Genomic DNA, 16279 nt, shown 5'->3' on the forward strand with positions numbered 1-16279 from the left:
GGTTACGGGATGATCCTGCGCCGGCGGAAATCTTCGAAGACGTTCATGAACATGGCTTCGGTGTCGACGAACTCGTGAAAACCGAGGCGTCGCGCCTTGGTGCCGTCGGCGAAGAAGTCGTAATCCCACGAGAAAACGAAATCGCCGAAGCCCCATGCTGAGACGTCCTGGTAGGCATGCGGTGCAAGCCCGTGCTTCTCCACCATGGCGTCCCACAGCGGCTCCTTGTCGGCCATGATGGTGTTGAGCGACATCGGCAAGGGTGGCGCGACTTCGAGGTCAAAGAAACGCGCGATCTTCGGCCACATCTCGCTCCAGCGGAACAGGTCGCCATTGTTGATGTTGAAGGCCTGGTTGGCGCACCGTGGGTCGGTGGCTGCCCAGACGGTCGCCCGCGCCAGCAGGCCGGCATCCGTCATTTCCAGCAGGCTGTCATAGGAACCCGGCTTGCCAGGAAAGCGCAGCGGCAGGCCAAGTTCCTTCGACATCGCGGCATAGATGGCGATGACCATTGCGAGGTTCATCGGATTGCCAAGCCCAAAGCCGACGACGACGGACGGGCGCAACGCTGACCAGTTCCATGACTTGCCCTGCTGGCGTCGCTCAAGAAACGCCTGCTGGTCGATATTGAACTCGGGCGGCATGTGGTTGGCGTCGGTCTCGCGTGCCGGCGTCTTGAAAGGCCCGAGATGCGCGCCGTAGACCTTGTATCCCTGCATCAGGCTGACATGGGCGAGGTTGGGGGCGACCAGTTCGATTGCGTCGACGACATTGACCAGCATCGCCAGGTTCGGCGCAACGAGTTCGGCCCATGTCGGGCGATCCTGATAGGCGGCGTAGAAAATGTGGGTGACGTCACTCAGCCCGGCGAGCTTTTGCGTCGCGTCCTCCTTGTCCAGAAGATCGACCGATATGTGATGCAGACGCTCCGTCGCCGCCCCGCCACGCCGCGAAAGCCCAATGATGTCCCAATCGCCAAGCTCTATGAGGTGATCGATGAGGTTGCCGCCAATGACGCCTTTGGCGCCGACGACGAGCGCAACTTTCCTTGCAGGGGACATGGTTCTCTCCAGTGTGCGTATTGCGTCACTGGATATGGACGAGATTCCGTCTGTGAATTAGACCCTGTTCGGGAAAATGATCTGTGATTTCAATTCCATTTTGGTCAACGCGACGCATTGCCAATCCCTTTGATTTCCGCAACAGATCAGGCGATCTGACTTCATCAGCAAGGCATCATGCGGAAATCACTCGAGGTCGCGATTGCGGGCGCTGGACCGGCCGGGTTGGCTGCGGCCCTCTATCTGAAGCGCTTTGGTCATCGCGTGACCATCTTCGAGCGCTTCGACAAGCCCGCACCAATCGGTTCTGGATTGATCCTGCAACCAACAGGCCTCTCCGTATTGAGTGACCTTGGCCTTTTCGCCGAGATAAGTGCGCTTGGCGCCCGCATCGACAGGCTCTACGGGGCCGATGCAAAGTCTGGGCGGACGGTACTCGACGTCTCCTACAATGTCGCAGCAGGCAACCGCTTTGGTATCGCCGTTCATCGCGCAGCTTTGTTCGGCGTGCTGCACAAGGCGGTGCAGCGCCAAAACATAGCCATTCATACCGGAGCAGACGTCGAGTCCGTCGTCGCGGGCGGCGAAAAGCATACGCTGACTGGCGCAAACGGATCGGTGCTTGGCAGGTTCGACCTGGTCATCGACGCAAGCGGATCACGTTCGAAGCTCCGGCAAATGGCGAGCAGGCCGCGGGAGGCCAGGCCGCTGAAATATGGAGCGCTTTGGGCTTCGCTCGCCTGGCGCGGGGAAGGTTTCGACGAACATGCGCTCCTGCAGCGTTATGATCGCGCCAGCGTGATGATCGGCGTGCTGCCGATTGGGCGCGCCGAACCCGATGGCGGCAAGATGGCTGCCTTTTTCTGGAGCATCGAGAGCGCTGACGTTGCTCGCGTGCGGGAGAAGGGCCTTGCCGCGTGGAAGGAACAGGTCGCCGCACTTTGGCCGGACTGCCAGCCCTATCTCGACCAGATCCATGATTTTGGCCAGCTCACCCACGCCCACTACGCGCATCACACCCTGCTGCCGCCCGTCGGAGGCGGTTTCGCAATCATCGGAGACGCTGCGCATTCGACCAGTCCCCAACTGGGACAGGGGGCCAATATGGCTCTTCTCGATGCTGCAGCACTTGCTTATGCGATCGAGCGCTCGGATGACGTTTCCTCCGCGCTTGAGGCCTATGCGCGGGCGCGCCGCCTGCATGTCCGGGTTTTCCAGGCCCTGTCCATGTGCTTCACGCCCTTCTATCAGTCGAATTCCGTGCTTTTGCCACTTGTACGAGATCGTCTCGTACCAATTTTGGCACGCATCCCACCAGCGCCAAAGCTTCTGGCGGCCATGGTTTCGGGTACTGTGGTCGACCCTTTCGGGCCTATTGGAATCTCCGAATCCATTTGGGCCAAGAAAGACGCTTGCCATGATATCAGTATTTCGGCATAAGGCTTGCGAACCGTAACGTACGGTACGGCTTTGTTTCGTTGAACAGGATTTCAGGAAGCGGACTGGTGGAAACGGCCATTGAGACCAATGATGGCGAAGAGCTGACGGAACGTCAAAAGGACGTCCTGAACGCTGTTTTGCGCCTTCTGGTCGAGGAGGGCGATCGCCTGACCATGACCGCCGTAGCGCGGCGGGCAAGCTGCTCCAAGGAAACGCTCTACAAATGGTTCGGCGACCGCGACGGGCTTTTGACCGCGACAGTGCGGTGGCAGGCCTCAAAAGTGCGGGCCGGCAATTACGATCGCCAGCATCTCGACGCGACAGCGCTGCGCGCCAGCCTTGAGGGTTTTGCTGCCAACTGGCTTTCGGTGATTTCGTCGAGGACCTCGATCGCGCTGAACCGGGTCGCGATCTCGCATGCCGGCTCCGGCGAGGACAATCTCGGCGCCATCGTGCTCGACAATGGGCGCATCGCGATCGGCGAGCGGCTCAAGCCGCTTCTCGAAGCCGGCCGCGATGCGGGCCTGCTCGACTTCAGCGACACCGAAACGGCGTTCCGGACCTTTTTCGGTCTGGTTGGCCGTGATGTGCAAATCCGGTTGCTGCTCGGCGACCGGCTCGAATTGACTGACGCGGAGATTGGCCGGGATGCGGCCGAGGCGACGCGGCAGTTTCTCGCTCTCTACAGAGCAAAAACCGGGGCGGCCTGAGCCGGCCCCTGAAACACCCCGAAGGGAAGGAAGACAAAATGCGCGTTTATTACGATCGTGATGCCGATCTCAATCTGATCAAGGGCAAGAAGGTCGCCATCATCGGCTATGGCTCGCAGGGCCGCGCCCATGCGCTCAACCTCAAGGATTCCGGCGCCAAGGAACTTGCCGTCGCCCTGAAGGCCGGCTCGGCAACCGCCAAGAAGGTCGAGGCAGATGGCCTCAAGGTCATGACCGTCGCAGAAGCCGCCAAGTGGGCCGACCTGATGATGATGGCGACGCCTGACGAACTGCAGGCCGACATCTACCGCGACGAGATCGCGCCGAATATCCGCGACGGTGCAGCGATCGCCTTCGCCCACGGCCTCAACGTGCATTTCGGCCTGATCGAGCCGAAGAAGACCGTCGACGTGCTGATGGTCGCGCCGAAGGGCCCGGGCCACACTGTTCGCGGCGAATACCAGAAGGGCGGCGGCGTGCCTTGCCTCGTGGCCGTTCATCAGGACGCCTCGGGCAACGCGCTCGACCTCGGCCTGTCCTACGCCTGCGGCGTCGGCGGCGGCCGTTCGGGCATCATCGAGACCAACTTCAAGGAAGAGTGCGAAACCGATCTGTTCGGCGAGCAGGTCGTCCTGTGCGGTGGTCTGGTCGAACTGATCCGCGCCGGTTTCGAGACGCTGGTCGAAGGTGGCTATGCGCCTGAAATGGCCTATTTCGAGTGCCTGCACGAAGTGAAGCTGATCGTTGACCTGATCTATGAAGGCGGTATCGCCAACATGAACTACTCGATCTCCAACACTGCCGAGTGGGGCGAATATGTTTCGGGCCCGCGCATCATCACCGCCGAGACCAAGGCCGAGATGAAGCGCGTGCTGAAGGACATCCAGACCGGCAAGTTCACCTCCGACTGGATGCAGGAATACCGTTCGGGCGCTGCTCGCTTCAAGGGCATCCGCCGCATGAACGACAGCCACCAGATCGAGGAAGTCGGTTCGAAGCTGCGCGCCATGATGCCATGGATCGCCAAGAACCAGCTGGTCGACAAGGCGAAGAACTAATCCGACCCAACATCTGGGTTAGCGAAAAGCCGGCGGAGCAATCCGCCGGCTTTTTTGCGTCACCCGTAGTGCCAGCTGGGCTTGGGCTCGGTGCCGGTGAACTGGACGCCGATGCGGTCTTCCTTGCGCCAGCGCACGACAGACCTGTAGGCGATGCCGTCGACCGGCACGTAAAGCAGGAACTCCGGGGGAACCTGCGAATAGATCGAGATTTTGAGCTCCGCGCCGTCCTTGTGCATGTTGCGGATGGTGCATTTGACCTCGGAATTGGTGATGCCGCTAAGGATCGACGCACCCTTCAGCACGCGCTGGCGGTGTTGGCGTCTGTTCTCGGCATCTTCAGGCTCGGTCACGCAGAGCTCCCCAAAACGCTTGCGCGGTGTGATTTGACGATCAGCCAAAATCATAAGTTCCGACGTTCAAGAAATCCTTAAGCCATCGCTTAAATGCCCTGCTGAGGACGTGAAAACGGCGCCGTCGGGGACAGCGCCGTTTCTCAATCAATGGAAGAGACCAACTGTTTAGCTATAGGGCGACCAGCACTGCTGCCGTGGCCCGCCATAGGGCTGGAACGTGTTGTCATAGGCGCGATAAGACCGGTAGCGATTGTAGCACCAGTTCACATGCGCGCGAGAAAGCCGGGCACGCTGATAGCGGCGTGGCTGAACGTAGCGATATTGAGGCTCGGCATAGCGATAGGACGGAGCGGAGAAATTGAAATAGATACCGGAGCCGCCATAGTACCCGTCGTAACCACCATAGCCGCCGTAGTATGGACGCGGACGATGGTGACGATAGCGCCAGCGATCGTCGCGATAACGCGGGCGATCCCAGTTGCGGCGCGGCCTCTCCCAATTGCCCGGCCGATTCCAGCCCTGCCGGTATTCGCGGTCGCGCTGACGGATGACGACGCCACCGCCACTGCCGCCGCGACGGAAGCAGGACGAGCCCGGCGGGCAGCCTGGCTCCCATTCGCCGCTGCCGACCCTTATGAGCGGCAGAGCTTTGTCCGTGGCCGGCGCCATGCCCTGCAATGGGGCTGCGGCGGGAAGAGCAAGAGCCGGCGCGGAAACGCCAGCCAGAACGCCGAGGGCAATCAGCCCCGAGCGCACCAATGACGAAAGGTTCGGTTTCATCGAAATCTCCCTGAGGAACAACTTTTGCAAGCCATTGCCCAACTGCGATCATGATCGAACTTCGACCCTGAACGGTCGATGAACGGACGTTTCCGATTCCTGAAACTGCAACCGGCCCTTGTTTTTGACCGCGCTTGCGGGCAAAGCTCGCGCCCATGTCGCTGCGCCTCGCCACCTTCAATGTCGAAAACCTCATGAACAGGTTCGACTATTCCGGTTACCGCAACCAGCTCAATCAGGACCGGACGCTGGCCCTGTTCGAGATCAAGGACGAGGCGGAGTACCGGCTTCTCGAACAGGCCCGCGCCATCGCCCACACCGACGACATGCGCCAGTTGACGGCGCTTGCAATTGCCGAGACGCGCGCCGACATCATCTGCATGCAGGAGGTCGACAATATCGAGGCGCTTCGGGCCTTCGAATATGGCTATCTGTTCAAGATGGTCGGGCAGGGCTATCGCCAGAAATACACGACGTCCGGCAACGATACGCGCGGCATCGATGTCGCCGTGATGATGCGCACGGAGACGGCCGACGGCGAGCCGATCGAATTCGTGCGCATGACCAGCCACGCCCATGTGACCTTCGAGGAATTCGGGCTGCACACGCCCGAACTCCTCGCCACCGGCAACGAACCCTTCGAGCGGATTTTCCGGCGCGACTGTCTGGAGATCGACGTCAAGATCGGCGGGAGGCCACTCACCATCTACTCCGTCCATTTCAAATCCATGGGCAGCCCGCGAAACGGCGTGCCGGGCCGCGATGCCTCCATGCCGATCCGCGAAGCCGAGGCCAAGGCGGTGCGCCGCATCATCGAGGATCGGTTCGGCAAGGATCAGACTGCCGGCAAGCGCTGGGTGATCTGCGGCGACTTCAACGACTATCGCCAGCGCGTGGTGATCGGCGGCAGCGCACATGCGGGATACGATTTCACCGTGGTCAATGAAACGCAGTCGTGCCTCAACGTGCTGCTTGCCGACGGCTTTGCCGAAAACATCGTCGAAAGACGCCCCGAAATCGACCGCTGGACGCTCTATCATACGCGCGGACCGGAAGAGCGGCATCTGTGCCAGCTCGATTGTATCCTCGTATCGCCGGCACTGGCGCGGGAAAATGCCGGCGCGGTGCCGGATATCGTCCGCAAGGGGCAGCCGTGGCGCACGATCTTCCCGCCGGGCCAGGAAGTCGAGCGATACCCGCGCGCCGGCTGGGACCGGCCGAAAGCCTCCGATCACTGCCCCGTCGCGGTGACGCTGAACATCAGGTAGTTCGATGGATTTCGATATCCCACGCAACACCATCCTGCCGGTGGACGGCATCGAAGTCCGGCTCGATGCCTCGCCGCATCCCTTCGAACTGGCCAACACGGCGGCGATCGAGGAAAACTGGCTGGCGGAAAAAGCCGCCAATCCGGCATTGTTCGACGGCACGGTGGTTCTGCTTTCCGGGCTTTCCTACAAGGCCGGACGGCTGGAAGGGGTCTGCCATGCTGTGCGCTTCGCTACGTTCATGCACTGGCGCAAGCATCGCGCGATTTCAGGTGGCGAGCACGCCTATGCGCATGCCATGCTGGTGTCGCGCGACGATGCGCTGATTGCCATCCGCATGGGCGCGCATACGGTCAATGCCGGACGCGTCTATTTCGCAGCCGGTTCGTTCGAGCCGATCGATTTCGTCGATGGCATCGCCGACCTCCATTTCAACATGGTCAGGGAAGTGGACGAGGAAACCGGCATCAACATCAGCCATCTCGTGCGCGGCAAGCGCTATCACGCCTACTCGACCGAGGCAGGCACCGTGATCTTCCGCCGCTACTATATCGACGAGAACGCCGACGTCATTGCCGAAGCCATTCGCGAGTTCGTAGCCGCCGATCCTGAACCGGAGATCGAAGCTCCGGTCATCATCCGCGGCCCGGATGACCGGCCTGAAGGGTTGATGCCTCACATGGTGCCGCTGATCGAGTGGCATTTTTCGGTAACGGAATAGCGCTACGCCTACTCGTGCCGTAGCGCGTCGATCGGATCAAGCCTTGCCCCGCGGAGCGCCGGGAAGAAGCCGAACACCATGCCGATCAGCGCCGAGAAGCCGACGGCAAGCAGAATGATGGGAATGCTTGGCGCAAAGGGAATGGACAGCGTCAGCGAAGCCGCTCCCGCAAGCGCCAGGCCGATGGCGATGCCGATAAGCCCGCCGAGCAGCGACAGCACGGTCGCCTCGACCAGAAACTGGATGAGGATGTGCTTTTCATGCGCGCCGATGGCCAGCCTGATGCCGATCTCGCGCGTGCGCTCCGTTACCGAAACCAGCATGATGTTCATGATGCCGATGCCGCCGACAAGCAGGCTGACGCCGGCAACCGCGCCCAGCATGCCGGTCATGGTGGTGGTGGCGCTGGTCATGGCGTCGGCGATCTGGGTCATGTCGCGGACTTCGAAATTGTCGTCGGCGTCGGGCGCGAGGCGCCGCGTGTCGCGCATGATGTCTTCGATGCTTTCCTGCACTGCCGACGTCGCGACGCCGTCCTGCGCGGCAATGTAGACCGCGTCGATGTTGCGGTTGCCGGCGATGCGGCGCTGGAAGGCCCCCAGCGGCATCATCACGACGCTGTCCTGGTCCTGTCCGAAGCCAGACGTGCCCTTGGCCTGCAGCACGCCGATGACCTTGCAGCTCGTCTTGTTGACGCGCACCGACATGCCGTCGGGGTCGCCCGCACCGAAGAATTGCTGGCGCACGGTTTCGCCGAGGATGCAGACGCCGGCGCCGCTGCGCACCTCCGACTCGGAGAAGATGCGGCCGCTCGAGACATCCCAGTCGCGGGCGATGAAGAAATCCGTATCGGTGCCTGTCACCTGGGCAGCGATATTTTCCGCGCCGTAGACGACGCGCACCGTGCTTTGCGATGCTGCTGAAACCGCCTTGGCGTTGGTCAGGCCCTTGCGCAGGCCGAGCAGGTCCCGCTCCTCCAGCCGGCGAGGGGTGAAGGAGGTCGAGCCGCCGCGCTCGGGCCGGGCAGCGCGCACGACGAGCAGGTTCGAGCCGAGCTTGGAAATGTCGTTCTTGACCTTTTCCGTGGTGCCCGAGCCGATGGTGATCATGGCGATGACGGCGGCAACGCCGATGACGATACCGAGCAGGGTGAGGAACGAGCGCAGCACGTTGCGGCGCACAGAAAGCAAGGCGAGGCGGATGGTTTCCCAGAGCATCAGGCGGCCTTCCGGTTCAATTGGTCGGAGGCGATGTGGCCGTCGAGGAAGCCGATCGTGCGCTGGGCGTAGGCTGCGATATCGGCCTCATGCGTGACCATGACGACGGTGAGGCCTAGATCCTGATTGAGGCGCGTCAACAGTTCCATGATCTCGTGGCTGCGGGCGGTGTCGAGATTGCCGGTCGGCTCGTCCGCCACCAGAAGCGTCGGCTTTGTGACGATGGCGCGCGCGATCGCCACGCGCTGCTGCTGGCCACCGGAAAGCTCGCCCGGCGTGTGGCCCTGTCGGCCGAGCAAGCCGACCTGTTCCAGTGCCTCGGCTGCCAGTTTGTGCCGCTCGCTGGCCGGCGCGCCGCGATAGATAAGCGGCAGTTCGACATTTTCGGCAGCCGTCGTGCGCGGAAGCAGGTTGTAGCCCTGAAAGACAAAGCCGACATAGAGATTGCGCAGAACCGCGCGCCGGTTACGGTCGAGCCGCCCGGCATCGACGCCTAGAAAGCCATAACGCCCGGAGGTCGGCGTATCGAGGCAGCCGATGATGTTCATGGCGGTCGATTTACCCGAACCCGACGGGCCCATGATCGCCACGAACTCGCCGCGCCGAATCGACAGGTCGACGCCCGCCAGGGCATGAACGCTGGCTTCGCCTTCGCCGTAGGTCTTCCAGACCTGATCGAACGTTATGAGCGGCTTTTCCGTCATGCCGGTCAGTTCCGCGTCTGGCTGCCGGTGATGACGAGATCGCCGGCCGAGACGCCGGAGACGATCTCGGTATCCTCGCCGTTCGTGGAGCCGGTCTTGACCTTGACCGCCTCCGGCTGACCATCCTTCAGCACATAGAGCGTGCGCGTGCCGTCGGATGCAGCAGCCTGGCGCTGGCGCTGGCCGCCGCCGGGCCGGCCCATGCGCGGCATGAACAGGTTCTGCAGGCTCCAGCCGCGTCTCGTATCTGCTGCCGGCGGGCGATAGCGGAAGGCAGCGCTCGGCACAGTCAGGATATCGTTAGCCTCGCGCGTGATGACGGCGACGGTGGCCGTCATGCCGGGGCGCAGGAGCAGTTCGGCGTTGTCGACCGCCAGGCGGGCATTGTAGGTCACCACGCCTTCCGTGGTGGTTGAGGCAAAGGAGATGTCGCGGATATCGGCGTCGAAGCGGCGTTCCGGGAAAGCATCGACGGTGAAGCGCGCCTTCTGGCCCGGCGTCACCGAGCCGATATCGGCCTCATCTACGGCTGCCTGAAGTTCCATCTGCTTGAGATCGGCGGCAATGACGAACAGGACCGGCGCCTGCAATGAGGAGGCGACCGTCTGGCCGGGATCGACCGAACGGGTCAGGATGACGCCGTCGATCGGCGCATAGATGGTGCTCTTGGCGAGGTCGGCCTGTTGCAGCTTCAGATCGGCAGCCGCGATTGCCAGATTGGCCTCGGCACTTGCCACTGCGCTCTCGGCGCGGTCGCGCGCGGCCTGCGCCGTGTCGAGGATCTGATCGGCGACCATGCCGCGTGCGGAAAGCTGGCGCGAACGGGCCAGCGTCTGCCCGGTTTCCTTCAGCGTGGTCTTGGCATCCAGAACCTTTGCCTCGGCAGCCTTGACGGAAGCCTCGGCGCGTTCGATCTGGGCGAGCAGCCGGGTGGTGTCGAGCGCGGCAAGCACGTCGCCCTTTCGCACTTCCTGATTTTCCTCGGCGGAAACCGAGCGGACGACGCCGGAGAGCTCGCTGGAAATATCGACCTGGGTCAGCGGCTGCAATGTCCCGGTTGCCGAGACTTCAACGACGAGATTGCCGGTTTCGGCAGGAACGGTGGTGTAGCTTATCTTGGCGGATGACGGCTCGGAGAACAGGTAATATCCGCCGCCGGCCACGAGTGCGAGGCCGACGAGCGCATAAATCCAGCCGCGCCGACGCTTGCGTCCGCGCCCCTTGTTGTCGAGGCCAAGAGCGGCTTCGACCGTCGCTGGAGTTTCCGTCACTGGCCGATTGACAATCTGGTCCATGCCGGCCCCCTATGCATGCGAAAATCCCTACATCTCGACAACTCGTGGTTAGAGCCGAGGATTACAAGTTAAATTTCGCTCATGTTTGGGGCGGGAAACAGGAAGAAAGCCGATGAAGGGCAGGAAATACCTCGTCTATGACGTGTTTACGGGCGAAAGGCTGGCCGGCAATCCGCTGGCCGTCGTGCTCGATTGCGATGGGCTCGATACGGCCGCGATGCAGCGCATAGCGCGCGAGTTCAACCTGTCGGAAACGTCGTTCGTGCTGCCGCCGGAAAACCCGGTGCACAAGGCAAGGGTGCGCATTTTCACGCCGGTCTACGAAATGCCCTTTGCCGGCCATCCGACCGTTGGCACGGCGATCGCGCTGGCAGAACTGGACAGCAGCCGCACGGACGAGATTTTCGTGCTGGAGGAGAATATCGGGCTGTTTCGCTGCGCGATCTCGCGTAGCGAAACAGGCATCTTTGCGGAGTTCGACATTCCCGAGTTGCCAAAGCAATCGGAACTGACGGTGGAGTCCGAAGTGATCGGTGCGGCCCTTGGCCTCGACCCGCACGAGATCGGCTTCGAGAATCACCGCGTCGGCCTGTGGTCGGCCGGCGTGCCTTATCTGACTGTGCCGGTGGCGAATCTCGATGTCGCCAAGCGGGCGAGACTCGACAGCCCGGCCTGGCTGGAGTTCACACCGAGACGCACCGACGGCAAGCCGGCCAGCGCCTATGTCTACACGCGCGACACGGTCCATCACGACAGCAGTTTTCATGCGCGCATGTTCGTGGCTGGCAGTCCTTCCTATGAGGATCCGGCGACCGGATCGGCTGCGGCGGCCTTTTCCGGTGCGATCACGCATTTCGATGCGCCGAGCGACGGTCCTGCGCGATTCTGGATCGAGCAAGGCATGGAAATGGGGCGACCATCGCGCATCCGGCTGGAAATCGACGTGGAGGGTGGCAAACTGACCGCCGCGCGCATAGGTGGCAATGCCGTCAAGATCGCCGAGGGAATGCTGTTTGCATAAATGACGCAGGCGAAAATGAACTTTGACGACGAATGATTGATTTAGGGGGCTGGACAGGCCGGAAAGGTATGGCTATATCCCGCGCCAACACCGGTTCGCCGGTGGAGTGGGTGCGTAGCTCAGTTGGTAGAGCAGCTGACTCTTAATCAGCGGGTCACAGGTTCGATCCCTGTCGCACCCACCACTTTCTTCCTTTAACATCAATAGCTTGCTTCGGCTTAATGCGGCTCGATCCGCGCCGAGGCGCTTCAGTCGCACCGGCTTTACGCAACTGCTGTGCGGCTCGCCTTGGCGAAGTTCGTAATACGGCGGCATGTGTCGTATCGAAGAACTTTGTCGTGCAATGGTCTTCATTGCCGGCCTATGTTACCCGGTGAATGGCGTTCGCAGCCCTGTCTCGCCGGACAACGAAGGGAAGAACACGATGCCGACCTTAAGCAATGGCAGTGAGCTGAACGTCTGGGAAGACGTCAACAATGAGAGCCCCGACGCGGTTCTGTTTTCCATAACGGAAACAGATGGCGACGTTCTCGGGCCGACTGGGGCGCATACGGATTTTCCGTTCGGCTGGGTCGATGTGGCTTCGGTCGATGTCTTCGACGGTTTCTTCACCGTCTCCACCTTCACCAATGACGGCAGGACCGAACTTTTCACGACGATAGAAACAGCCGTCTTCGACAATGATGGCAACTATATCCGCACGCTGTCAGACCAGGCGGCCTATCTGTCGACCCAGATCGTCTCCGTCAGCGCCGACAGTCCGAACGACATTACGGTGACGTGGACAGGCGCCAACGAATATTATGGTGGCGAAAACACCCAGTACGGCCAGCATCAGATCATTCTGGACGGCGGCGTGCTCCAGCCCGACACCTTCATCAACCATGCCCCCACGGTCAGCAATCTGAGCTTCACGCTTGCGCCGGGACAATCTCTCGACGACATCAAGTTCAGCGCGACGGATGCGGATTACGATCTGCTGAGCTTTGTCGTCGTCGATGGGCCGGACCACGGCATGCTGCAGCAGGAAACGAAATATGAGGCCGGTTATTACCCGTTTCACCAGGGCCATTATTTCGACAGCCTGCACTATCACGCGGATTATCTGAACGGGAACCTGTTCGATTACGCACCCGAGGCAGGCTTCATCGGCACCGACACTTTTACCGTCTATGCCACCGACGGCCAGGGCAACAGCAATGTCGCGACCATCACCATCACCGTCGCCCCGCCGGCCGAAAGCATCACGCTGACCGACGCCAAGGACACCGTAAGCTACAAGACTTACGATCACGCCGTGCTGGTCACTGCCAATGGCGGCAACGACCGCATCACCGGCAGCAAGTTCAACGATTCCCTCGATGGCGGTGCCGGCAACGATCGCCTGCGGGGCGGTGCGGGCAACGATGAAATCACTGGCGGCGCGGGCAATGACCAGCTTCGCGGCGGCGCTGGCAACGACAATCTCAATGGTGGTGCCGGCCATGACCGGCTATCGGGTGGGGCGGGCAATGATACCTTCGTCTTCGATACCGCGCCCGGTTCAGCGAATCACGACAGGATCCTCGACTTCAGCTCCGTCGACGACATTATTCAGCTCGACAGCACCGTCTTTGCAGGGCTTGCAGCCGGTGCGCTGGATGCCGGGGCCTTGGTGATCGGCAAATCCGCCGTCGATGAAAACGACCGCATCATCTACAACAAGGCCTCCGGCAATCTGCTGTACGATGCGGACGGCGCCGGCGGCGCGGCAGCAGTCAAATTCGCCGCCGTGAGCCACGGCACATCGCTCACCGCAGGCGACTTTTTTATCGTCTAGGCGCAAATTCCCGACGGCCAGTTGTGCATTGGCCGTCTCGGAGCGCTTTGAGAAAAATCGCTTCTATCCCGCCAGCGCCTGGTCCAAATCCGCGATCAGGTCGTCGCCGTCCTCGATGCCCGCCGAAATGCGCACCAGCGAATCGGAGATGCCGAGCGCTGCACGTTGTTCTGCAGGAATGCTGCCGTGGGTCATCAAGGCAGGGTGCTCGATCAGGCTTTCGACGCCGCCCAGGCTTTCGGCCAGCGCGAAAAGCTGCGTGCGTTCCAGAAAGCGTTTCGTCGCGGCGAGGTCGCGGTCGAATTCGACCGTGATCATGCCGCCGAAGGCGTGCATCTGCGCCTTGGCGATTGTGCGCTGGGGGTGGCTTTCGAGGCCTGGGTAGATGACGCGACGGACATCGGAACGGCTTTCCAGCCATTTTGCGATCTTCAGGCCGTTCTGCGAATGCCTTTCAACACGCAGTGCCAATGTCTTCAGGCCGCGCAGCGCCAGAAAGCTGTCGAACGGTCCTGAAATCGCGCCGATGGCGTTTTGCAGGAATTTCAACTGGTCGAAGATTTCCTTGTTTTCGCCGACCACTGCGCAGCCGCCGACCATGTCGGAATGGCCGTTGAGATATTTGGTCGTCGAGTGGACGACGATGTCGATGCCGAGTTCCAGCGGCCGCTGGATGTAGGGGCTGGCGAAAGTGTTGTCGGCAACCGAGATCAGGCCCTTGCGGCGCGCGAGGGCTGCCACGCCTTCAAGGTCTACGATGCGCAGCAGCGGGTTGGTAGGCGTTTCAACCCAGAGCATTTTCGTCTCGGGCCGGATCGCGGCCTCGACTTTAGCGAGGTCGGTGAAGTCGACGAAGGTGATGTCGAGATTGGCCGTGCGTTTACGGACCCGCTGGAGCAGCCGGAAGGTACCGCCATAGATGTCGTCGGTGGCAACGATATGCGCGCCTGAGTCGAGCAGTTCCAGAACCGTGGCGATCGCGGCCAGGCCCGAGGCGAAAGCAAAGCCGGCCGAGCCGCTTTCAAGATCGGCAATGGCACGCTCGAAGGCGAAGCGCGTCGGGTTCTGGCTGCGCGCATATTCAAAACCCTTGTGCACGCCGGGGCTTTGCTGGGCATAGGTCGAGGTGGCGTAGATCGGCACCATCACCGCGCCGGTCGTCGGATCGTGGCTCTGGCCGCCATGGATGGTGCGGGTGGCGAAAGCCAGACGGTTCTTCGGCGAAGTGGTCATCGTGCGCGCCTCAAATGGTTGATCAGGTCGATGCGGGTGATGAGACCGACGAATTCGTCACCATCGAAGATGATGGCGACCTCGTTGCGGTCGAAGACGGGCAGTAGAGAATCCAGTGTCTGGCTCGCCTGGAGCGTGTGGAGCTCCGAACTCATGGCCGAGCTGACCGGGGCGTTGAAACGATCCCAGCGGCTGTCATAGGGGCCATCGACCACGGCCAGCACGTCGCTCTCATCGATGATGCCGACGAGTTTACCGTCGTCGAGCACCGGCAGTTGCGAAACGTCGGCACGGCGCATGCGGCCGTAGGCTGTCAGTAGGCTGTCGCCGGGGCCGGCGAAGACGGTGCCACCCTCGCGGTGCGAGCGGGCGACCAGATCGCGCAGATCGCCATGGTTGTCGCGCTCGGAGAGGCCCTGTTCGGCCAGCCAGAAATCGTCGAACACCTTGGAAAGATACTTGTTGCCGCTGTCGCAGACGAAGGTCACGACCCGCTTCGGGGTCGTCTGTTCGCGGCAATAGCGCAGTGCGGCCGACAAAAGCGTACCGGAGGAGGAGCCGGCGAGAATACCTTCCCGGGACAGCAGGTCGCGCACGGCCAGCATGCTCGCCTTGTCGGGGATCGAATAGGCTTTGGAGACGAGCGAGAGATCGGCGTTGGGCGGCACGAAGTCCTCGCCGATGCCTTCCACCGTCCAGCTTCCGGCTTCTTCCATTTTGCCGGTCTTGATCAGCGGTGCCAGTACCGAGCCGACGGGATCGGCCAGCACCATCTCGGTCTGCGGCGAAACCTGCTTGAAGAAGCGGCCAAGGCCGGTCAGGGTGCCGCCCGAGCCGACGCCGACGACCACTGCGTCGACCTTGTGCTCGAGCTGCTCCCAGATTTCCGGCCCGGTCGTGGTTTCGTGGGCAAGCGGATTGGCCGGGTTGGCGAACTGGTTGACGTAGAAGGCGCCGGGAATGCCGGCTGCGATCTTCTCCGCCATGTCCTGGTAATATTCAGGGTGGCCCTTGCCGACATCGGAGCGGGTGAGCCGTACGTCGGCTCCCAATGCGCGCAGATGCTGGATCTTTTCGCGCGACATCTTGTCGGGCACGACGAGGATGATGCGGTAGCCCTTGGGAATGCCGACCTGCGCAAGGCCAAGGCCGGTGTTGCCTGCCGTTGCCTCGACGATCGTGCCGCCGGGCGCCAGGCGTCCGTAGCGTTCTGCATCGGCGATCATGGAAAGCGCGATGCGGTCCTTGATCGAGCCGCCGGGGTTCTGGCTCTCGAGCTTGATGAAGAGCCGGCACTTGCCGGTGTCGAATTTCGTCAGCTCGACCACCGGCGTCTCGCCGATCAGGTCGAGCACCGAGGAATAGGGCTTGCGCAGACGTGTCATCGTTCCTCCGATTCTCGCATACGGCGGCTTCGGCCGCTCTGGCCCGGTTCGACCCGCGGTGCCGGGCGGGTGTCATGTTACAGATAGCAGTCGCGGCAGGTTTTCACACCCGTTCGGCATGATCTGGAATTTAATTCTATCTGGGGCAAACCACGCTCGGATAAAAGCCAAATATATCTAACAATTCCGGCATAATCGAAATTTGAATCCT

General features: G+C 61.7%; 15 protein-coding genes and 1 tRNA gene. 8 read left to right on the plus strand and 8 right to left on the minus strand.

What is annotated here, in order from left to right; translation table 11 throughout:
- Positions 1-2: 2 nt before the first annotated feature.
- A complete protein-coding gene (locus WBQ96_RS07060; protein ID WP_336548697.1) occupies positions 3-1061 on the minus strand; it encodes an SDR family oxidoreductase in 1059 nt (352 codons plus the stop codon).
- Between the two features lie 177 nt (positions 1062-1238).
- Here WBQ96_RS07060 and WBQ96_RS07065 point away from each other — a divergent pair, with 177 nt between their 5' ends.
- From WBQ96_RS07065 to ilvC, 3 genes are all read left to right on the plus strand, one after another.
- Entirely contained in the window at positions 1239-2501 is a 1263-nt protein-coding gene (locus tag WBQ96_RS07065; protein WP_336548699.1) for an FAD-dependent oxidoreductase, read from the plus strand.
- 65 nt (positions 2502-2566) lie between these two features.
- The gene (locus WBQ96_RS07070) at positions 2567-3211 is read left to right on the plus strand and encodes a TetR/AcrR family transcriptional regulator C-terminal domain-containing protein (RefSeq protein WP_336548701.1); all 645 of its coding nucleotides are present in this window, start codon (positions 2567-2569) and stop codon (positions 3209-3211) included.
- A gap of 38 nt (positions 3212-3249) precedes the next feature.
- Complete coding sequence (ilvC, locus tag WBQ96_RS07075) at positions 3250-4269, plus strand: ketol-acid reductoisomerase (RefSeq protein ID WP_336548702.1); 1020 nt, start codon at positions 3250-3252, stop codon at positions 4267-4269.
- 59 nt (positions 4270-4328) lie between these two features.
- Here ilvC and WBQ96_RS07080 read toward each other — a convergent pair whose 3' ends face one another.
- Both WBQ96_RS07080 and WBQ96_RS07085 read right to left on the minus strand, forming a co-directional pair.
- Positions 4329-4622: a PilZ domain-containing protein gene (locus WBQ96_RS07080; RefSeq protein ID WP_336548704.1), complete on the minus strand. Its 294-nt coding sequence runs from the start codon at positions 4620-4622 to the stop codon at positions 4329-4331.
- Between the two features lie 168 nt (positions 4623-4790).
- A complete protein-coding gene (locus WBQ96_RS07085) occupies positions 4791-5405 on the minus strand; it encodes a BA14K family protein (protein ID WP_336548705.1) in 615 nt (204 codons plus the stop codon).
- 155 nt (positions 5406-5560) lie between these two features.
- On the opposite strand from WBQ96_RS07085, the gene WBQ96_RS07090 reads away from it, so the two are divergent.
- Together WBQ96_RS07090 and WBQ96_RS07095 are read left to right on the plus strand one after the other, a co-directional pair.
- Entirely contained in the window at positions 5561-6673 is a 1113-nt protein-coding gene (locus WBQ96_RS07090; protein ID WP_336548707.1) for an endonuclease/exonuclease/phosphatase family protein, read from the plus strand.
- A gap of 4 nt (positions 6674-6677) precedes the next feature.
- Positions 6678-7394, plus strand: a complete 717-nt coding sequence (locus tag WBQ96_RS07095; RefSeq protein WP_336548709.1) for a hypothetical protein — start codon at positions 6678-6680, stop codon at positions 7392-7394.
- A gap of 8 nt (positions 7395-7402) precedes the next feature.
- On the opposite strand, the gene WBQ96_RS07100 is transcribed toward WBQ96_RS07095, so the two are convergent.
- From WBQ96_RS07100 to WBQ96_RS07110, 3 genes are read right to left on the minus strand one after another with little or no spacing between them, the layout of a single operon-like run.
- Complete coding sequence (locus tag WBQ96_RS07100; RefSeq protein ID WP_336548711.1) at positions 7403-8611, minus strand: ABC transporter permease; 1209 nt, start codon at positions 8609-8611, stop codon at positions 7403-7405.
- Positions 8611-9315 (minus strand): ABC transporter ATP-binding protein, encoded by a 705-nt coding sequence (locus tag WBQ96_RS07105; protein WP_336548713.1) that lies wholly within the window; start codon positions 9313-9315, stop codon positions 8611-8613. The genes WBQ96_RS07100 and WBQ96_RS07105 overlap by 1 nt, the downstream gene beginning before the upstream one ends.
- 5 nt (positions 9316-9320) lie before the next feature.
- A complete protein-coding gene (locus WBQ96_RS07110; RefSeq protein WP_336548715.1) occupies positions 9321-10610 on the minus strand; it encodes an efflux RND transporter periplasmic adaptor subunit in 1290 nt (429 codons plus the stop codon).
- 112 nt (positions 10611-10722) lie between these two features.
- Here WBQ96_RS07110 and WBQ96_RS07115 point away from each other — a divergent pair, with 112 nt between their 5' ends.
- The 3 genes from WBQ96_RS07115 to WBQ96_RS07125 all read left to right on the plus strand — a co-directional run bounded on the left by WBQ96_RS07115 (position 10723) and on the right by WBQ96_RS07125 (position 13450).
- Positions 10723-11631 (plus strand): PhzF family phenazine biosynthesis protein, encoded by a 909-nt coding sequence (locus WBQ96_RS07115; RefSeq protein WP_336548716.1) that lies wholly within the window; start codon positions 10723-10725, stop codon positions 11629-11631.
- A gap of 108 nt (positions 11632-11739) precedes the next feature.
- Positions 11740-11815, plus strand: a tRNA-Lys gene (locus WBQ96_RS07120).
- A gap of 240 nt (positions 11816-12055) precedes the next feature.
- Complete coding sequence (locus WBQ96_RS07125; protein ID WP_336548718.1) at positions 12056-13450, plus strand: calcium-binding protein; 1395 nt, start codon at positions 12056-12058, stop codon at positions 13448-13450.
- Between the two features lie 63 nt (positions 13451-13513).
- Here WBQ96_RS07125 and WBQ96_RS07130 read toward each other — a convergent pair whose 3' ends face one another.
- Together WBQ96_RS07130 and WBQ96_RS07135 are read right to left on the minus strand one after the other, a co-directional pair.
- On the minus strand, positions 13514-14683 hold the full coding sequence (locus WBQ96_RS07130) for a trans-sulfuration enzyme family protein (RefSeq protein ID WP_336548720.1): 1170 nt from the start codon (positions 14681-14683) through the stop codon (positions 13514-13516).
- A complete protein-coding gene (locus WBQ96_RS07135) occupies positions 14680-16068 on the minus strand; it encodes a pyridoxal-phosphate dependent enzyme (protein WP_336548722.1) in 1389 nt (462 codons plus the stop codon). Before WBQ96_RS07135 ends, WBQ96_RS07130 begins: the two co-directional genes overlap by 4 nt.
- Positions 16069-16279: the final 211 nt, after the last annotated feature.

Origin of the sequence: Mesorhizobium sp. CCNWLY176 (assembly GCF_037153935.1) — a bacterium.
Taxonomy (GTDB): domain Bacteria; phylum Pseudomonadota; class Alphaproteobacteria; order Rhizobiales; family Rhizobiaceae; genus Mesorhizobium_M; species Mesorhizobium_M zhangyense.

Bases quoted from the DNA above. Each gene is read 5' to 3' on its own strand.
- WBQ96_RS07085 (WP_336548705.1), bottom strand. From the start codon at position 5,405: ATGAAACCGAACCTTTCGTCATTGGTGCGCTCGGGGCTGATTGCCCTC.
- WBQ96_RS07135 (WP_336548722.1), bottom strand. From the start codon at position 16,068: ATGACACGTCTGCGCAAGCCCTATTCCTCGGTGCTCGACCTGATCGGC.
- WBQ96_RS07065 (WP_336548699.1), top strand. From the start codon at position 1,239: ATGCGGAAATCACTCGAGGTCGCGATTGCGGGCGCTGGACCGGCCGGG.
- WBQ96_RS07105 (WP_336548713.1), bottom strand. From the start codon at position 9,315: ATGACGGAAAAGCCGCTCATAACGTTCGATCAGGTCTGGAAGACCTAC.
- WBQ96_RS07060 (WP_336548697.1), bottom strand. From the start codon at position 1,061: ATGTCCCCTGCAAGGAAAGTTGCGCTCGTCGTCGGCGCCAAAGGCGTC.
- WBQ96_RS07130 (WP_336548720.1), bottom strand. From the start codon at position 14,683: ATGACCACTTCGCCGAAGAACCGTCTGGCTTTCGCCACCCGCACCATC.
- WBQ96_RS07115 (WP_336548716.1), top strand. From the start codon at position 10,723: ATGAAGGGCAGGAAATACCTCGTCTATGACGTGTTTACGGGCGAAAGG.
- WBQ96_RS07100 (WP_336548711.1), bottom strand. From the start codon at position 8,611: ATGCTCTGGGAAACCATCCGCCTCGCCTTGCTTTCTGTGCGCCGCAAC.
- WBQ96_RS07095 (WP_336548709.1), top strand. From the start codon at position 6,678: ATGGATTTCGATATCCCACGCAACACCATCCTGCCGGTGGACGGCATC.
- WBQ96_RS07110 (WP_336548715.1), bottom strand. From the start codon at position 10,610: ATGGACCAGATTGTCAATCGGCCAGTGACGGAAACTCCAGCGACGGTC.
- WBQ96_RS07090 (WP_336548707.1), top strand. From the start codon at position 5,561: ATGTCGCTGCGCCTCGCCACCTTCAATGTCGAAAACCTCATGAACAGG.
- ilvC (WP_336548702.1), top strand. From the start codon at position 3,250: ATGCGCGTTTATTACGATCGTGATGCCGATCTCAATCTGATCAAGGGC.
- WBQ96_RS07125 (WP_336548718.1), top strand. From the start codon at position 12,056: ATGCCGACCTTAAGCAATGGCAGTGAGCTGAACGTCTGGGAAGACGTC.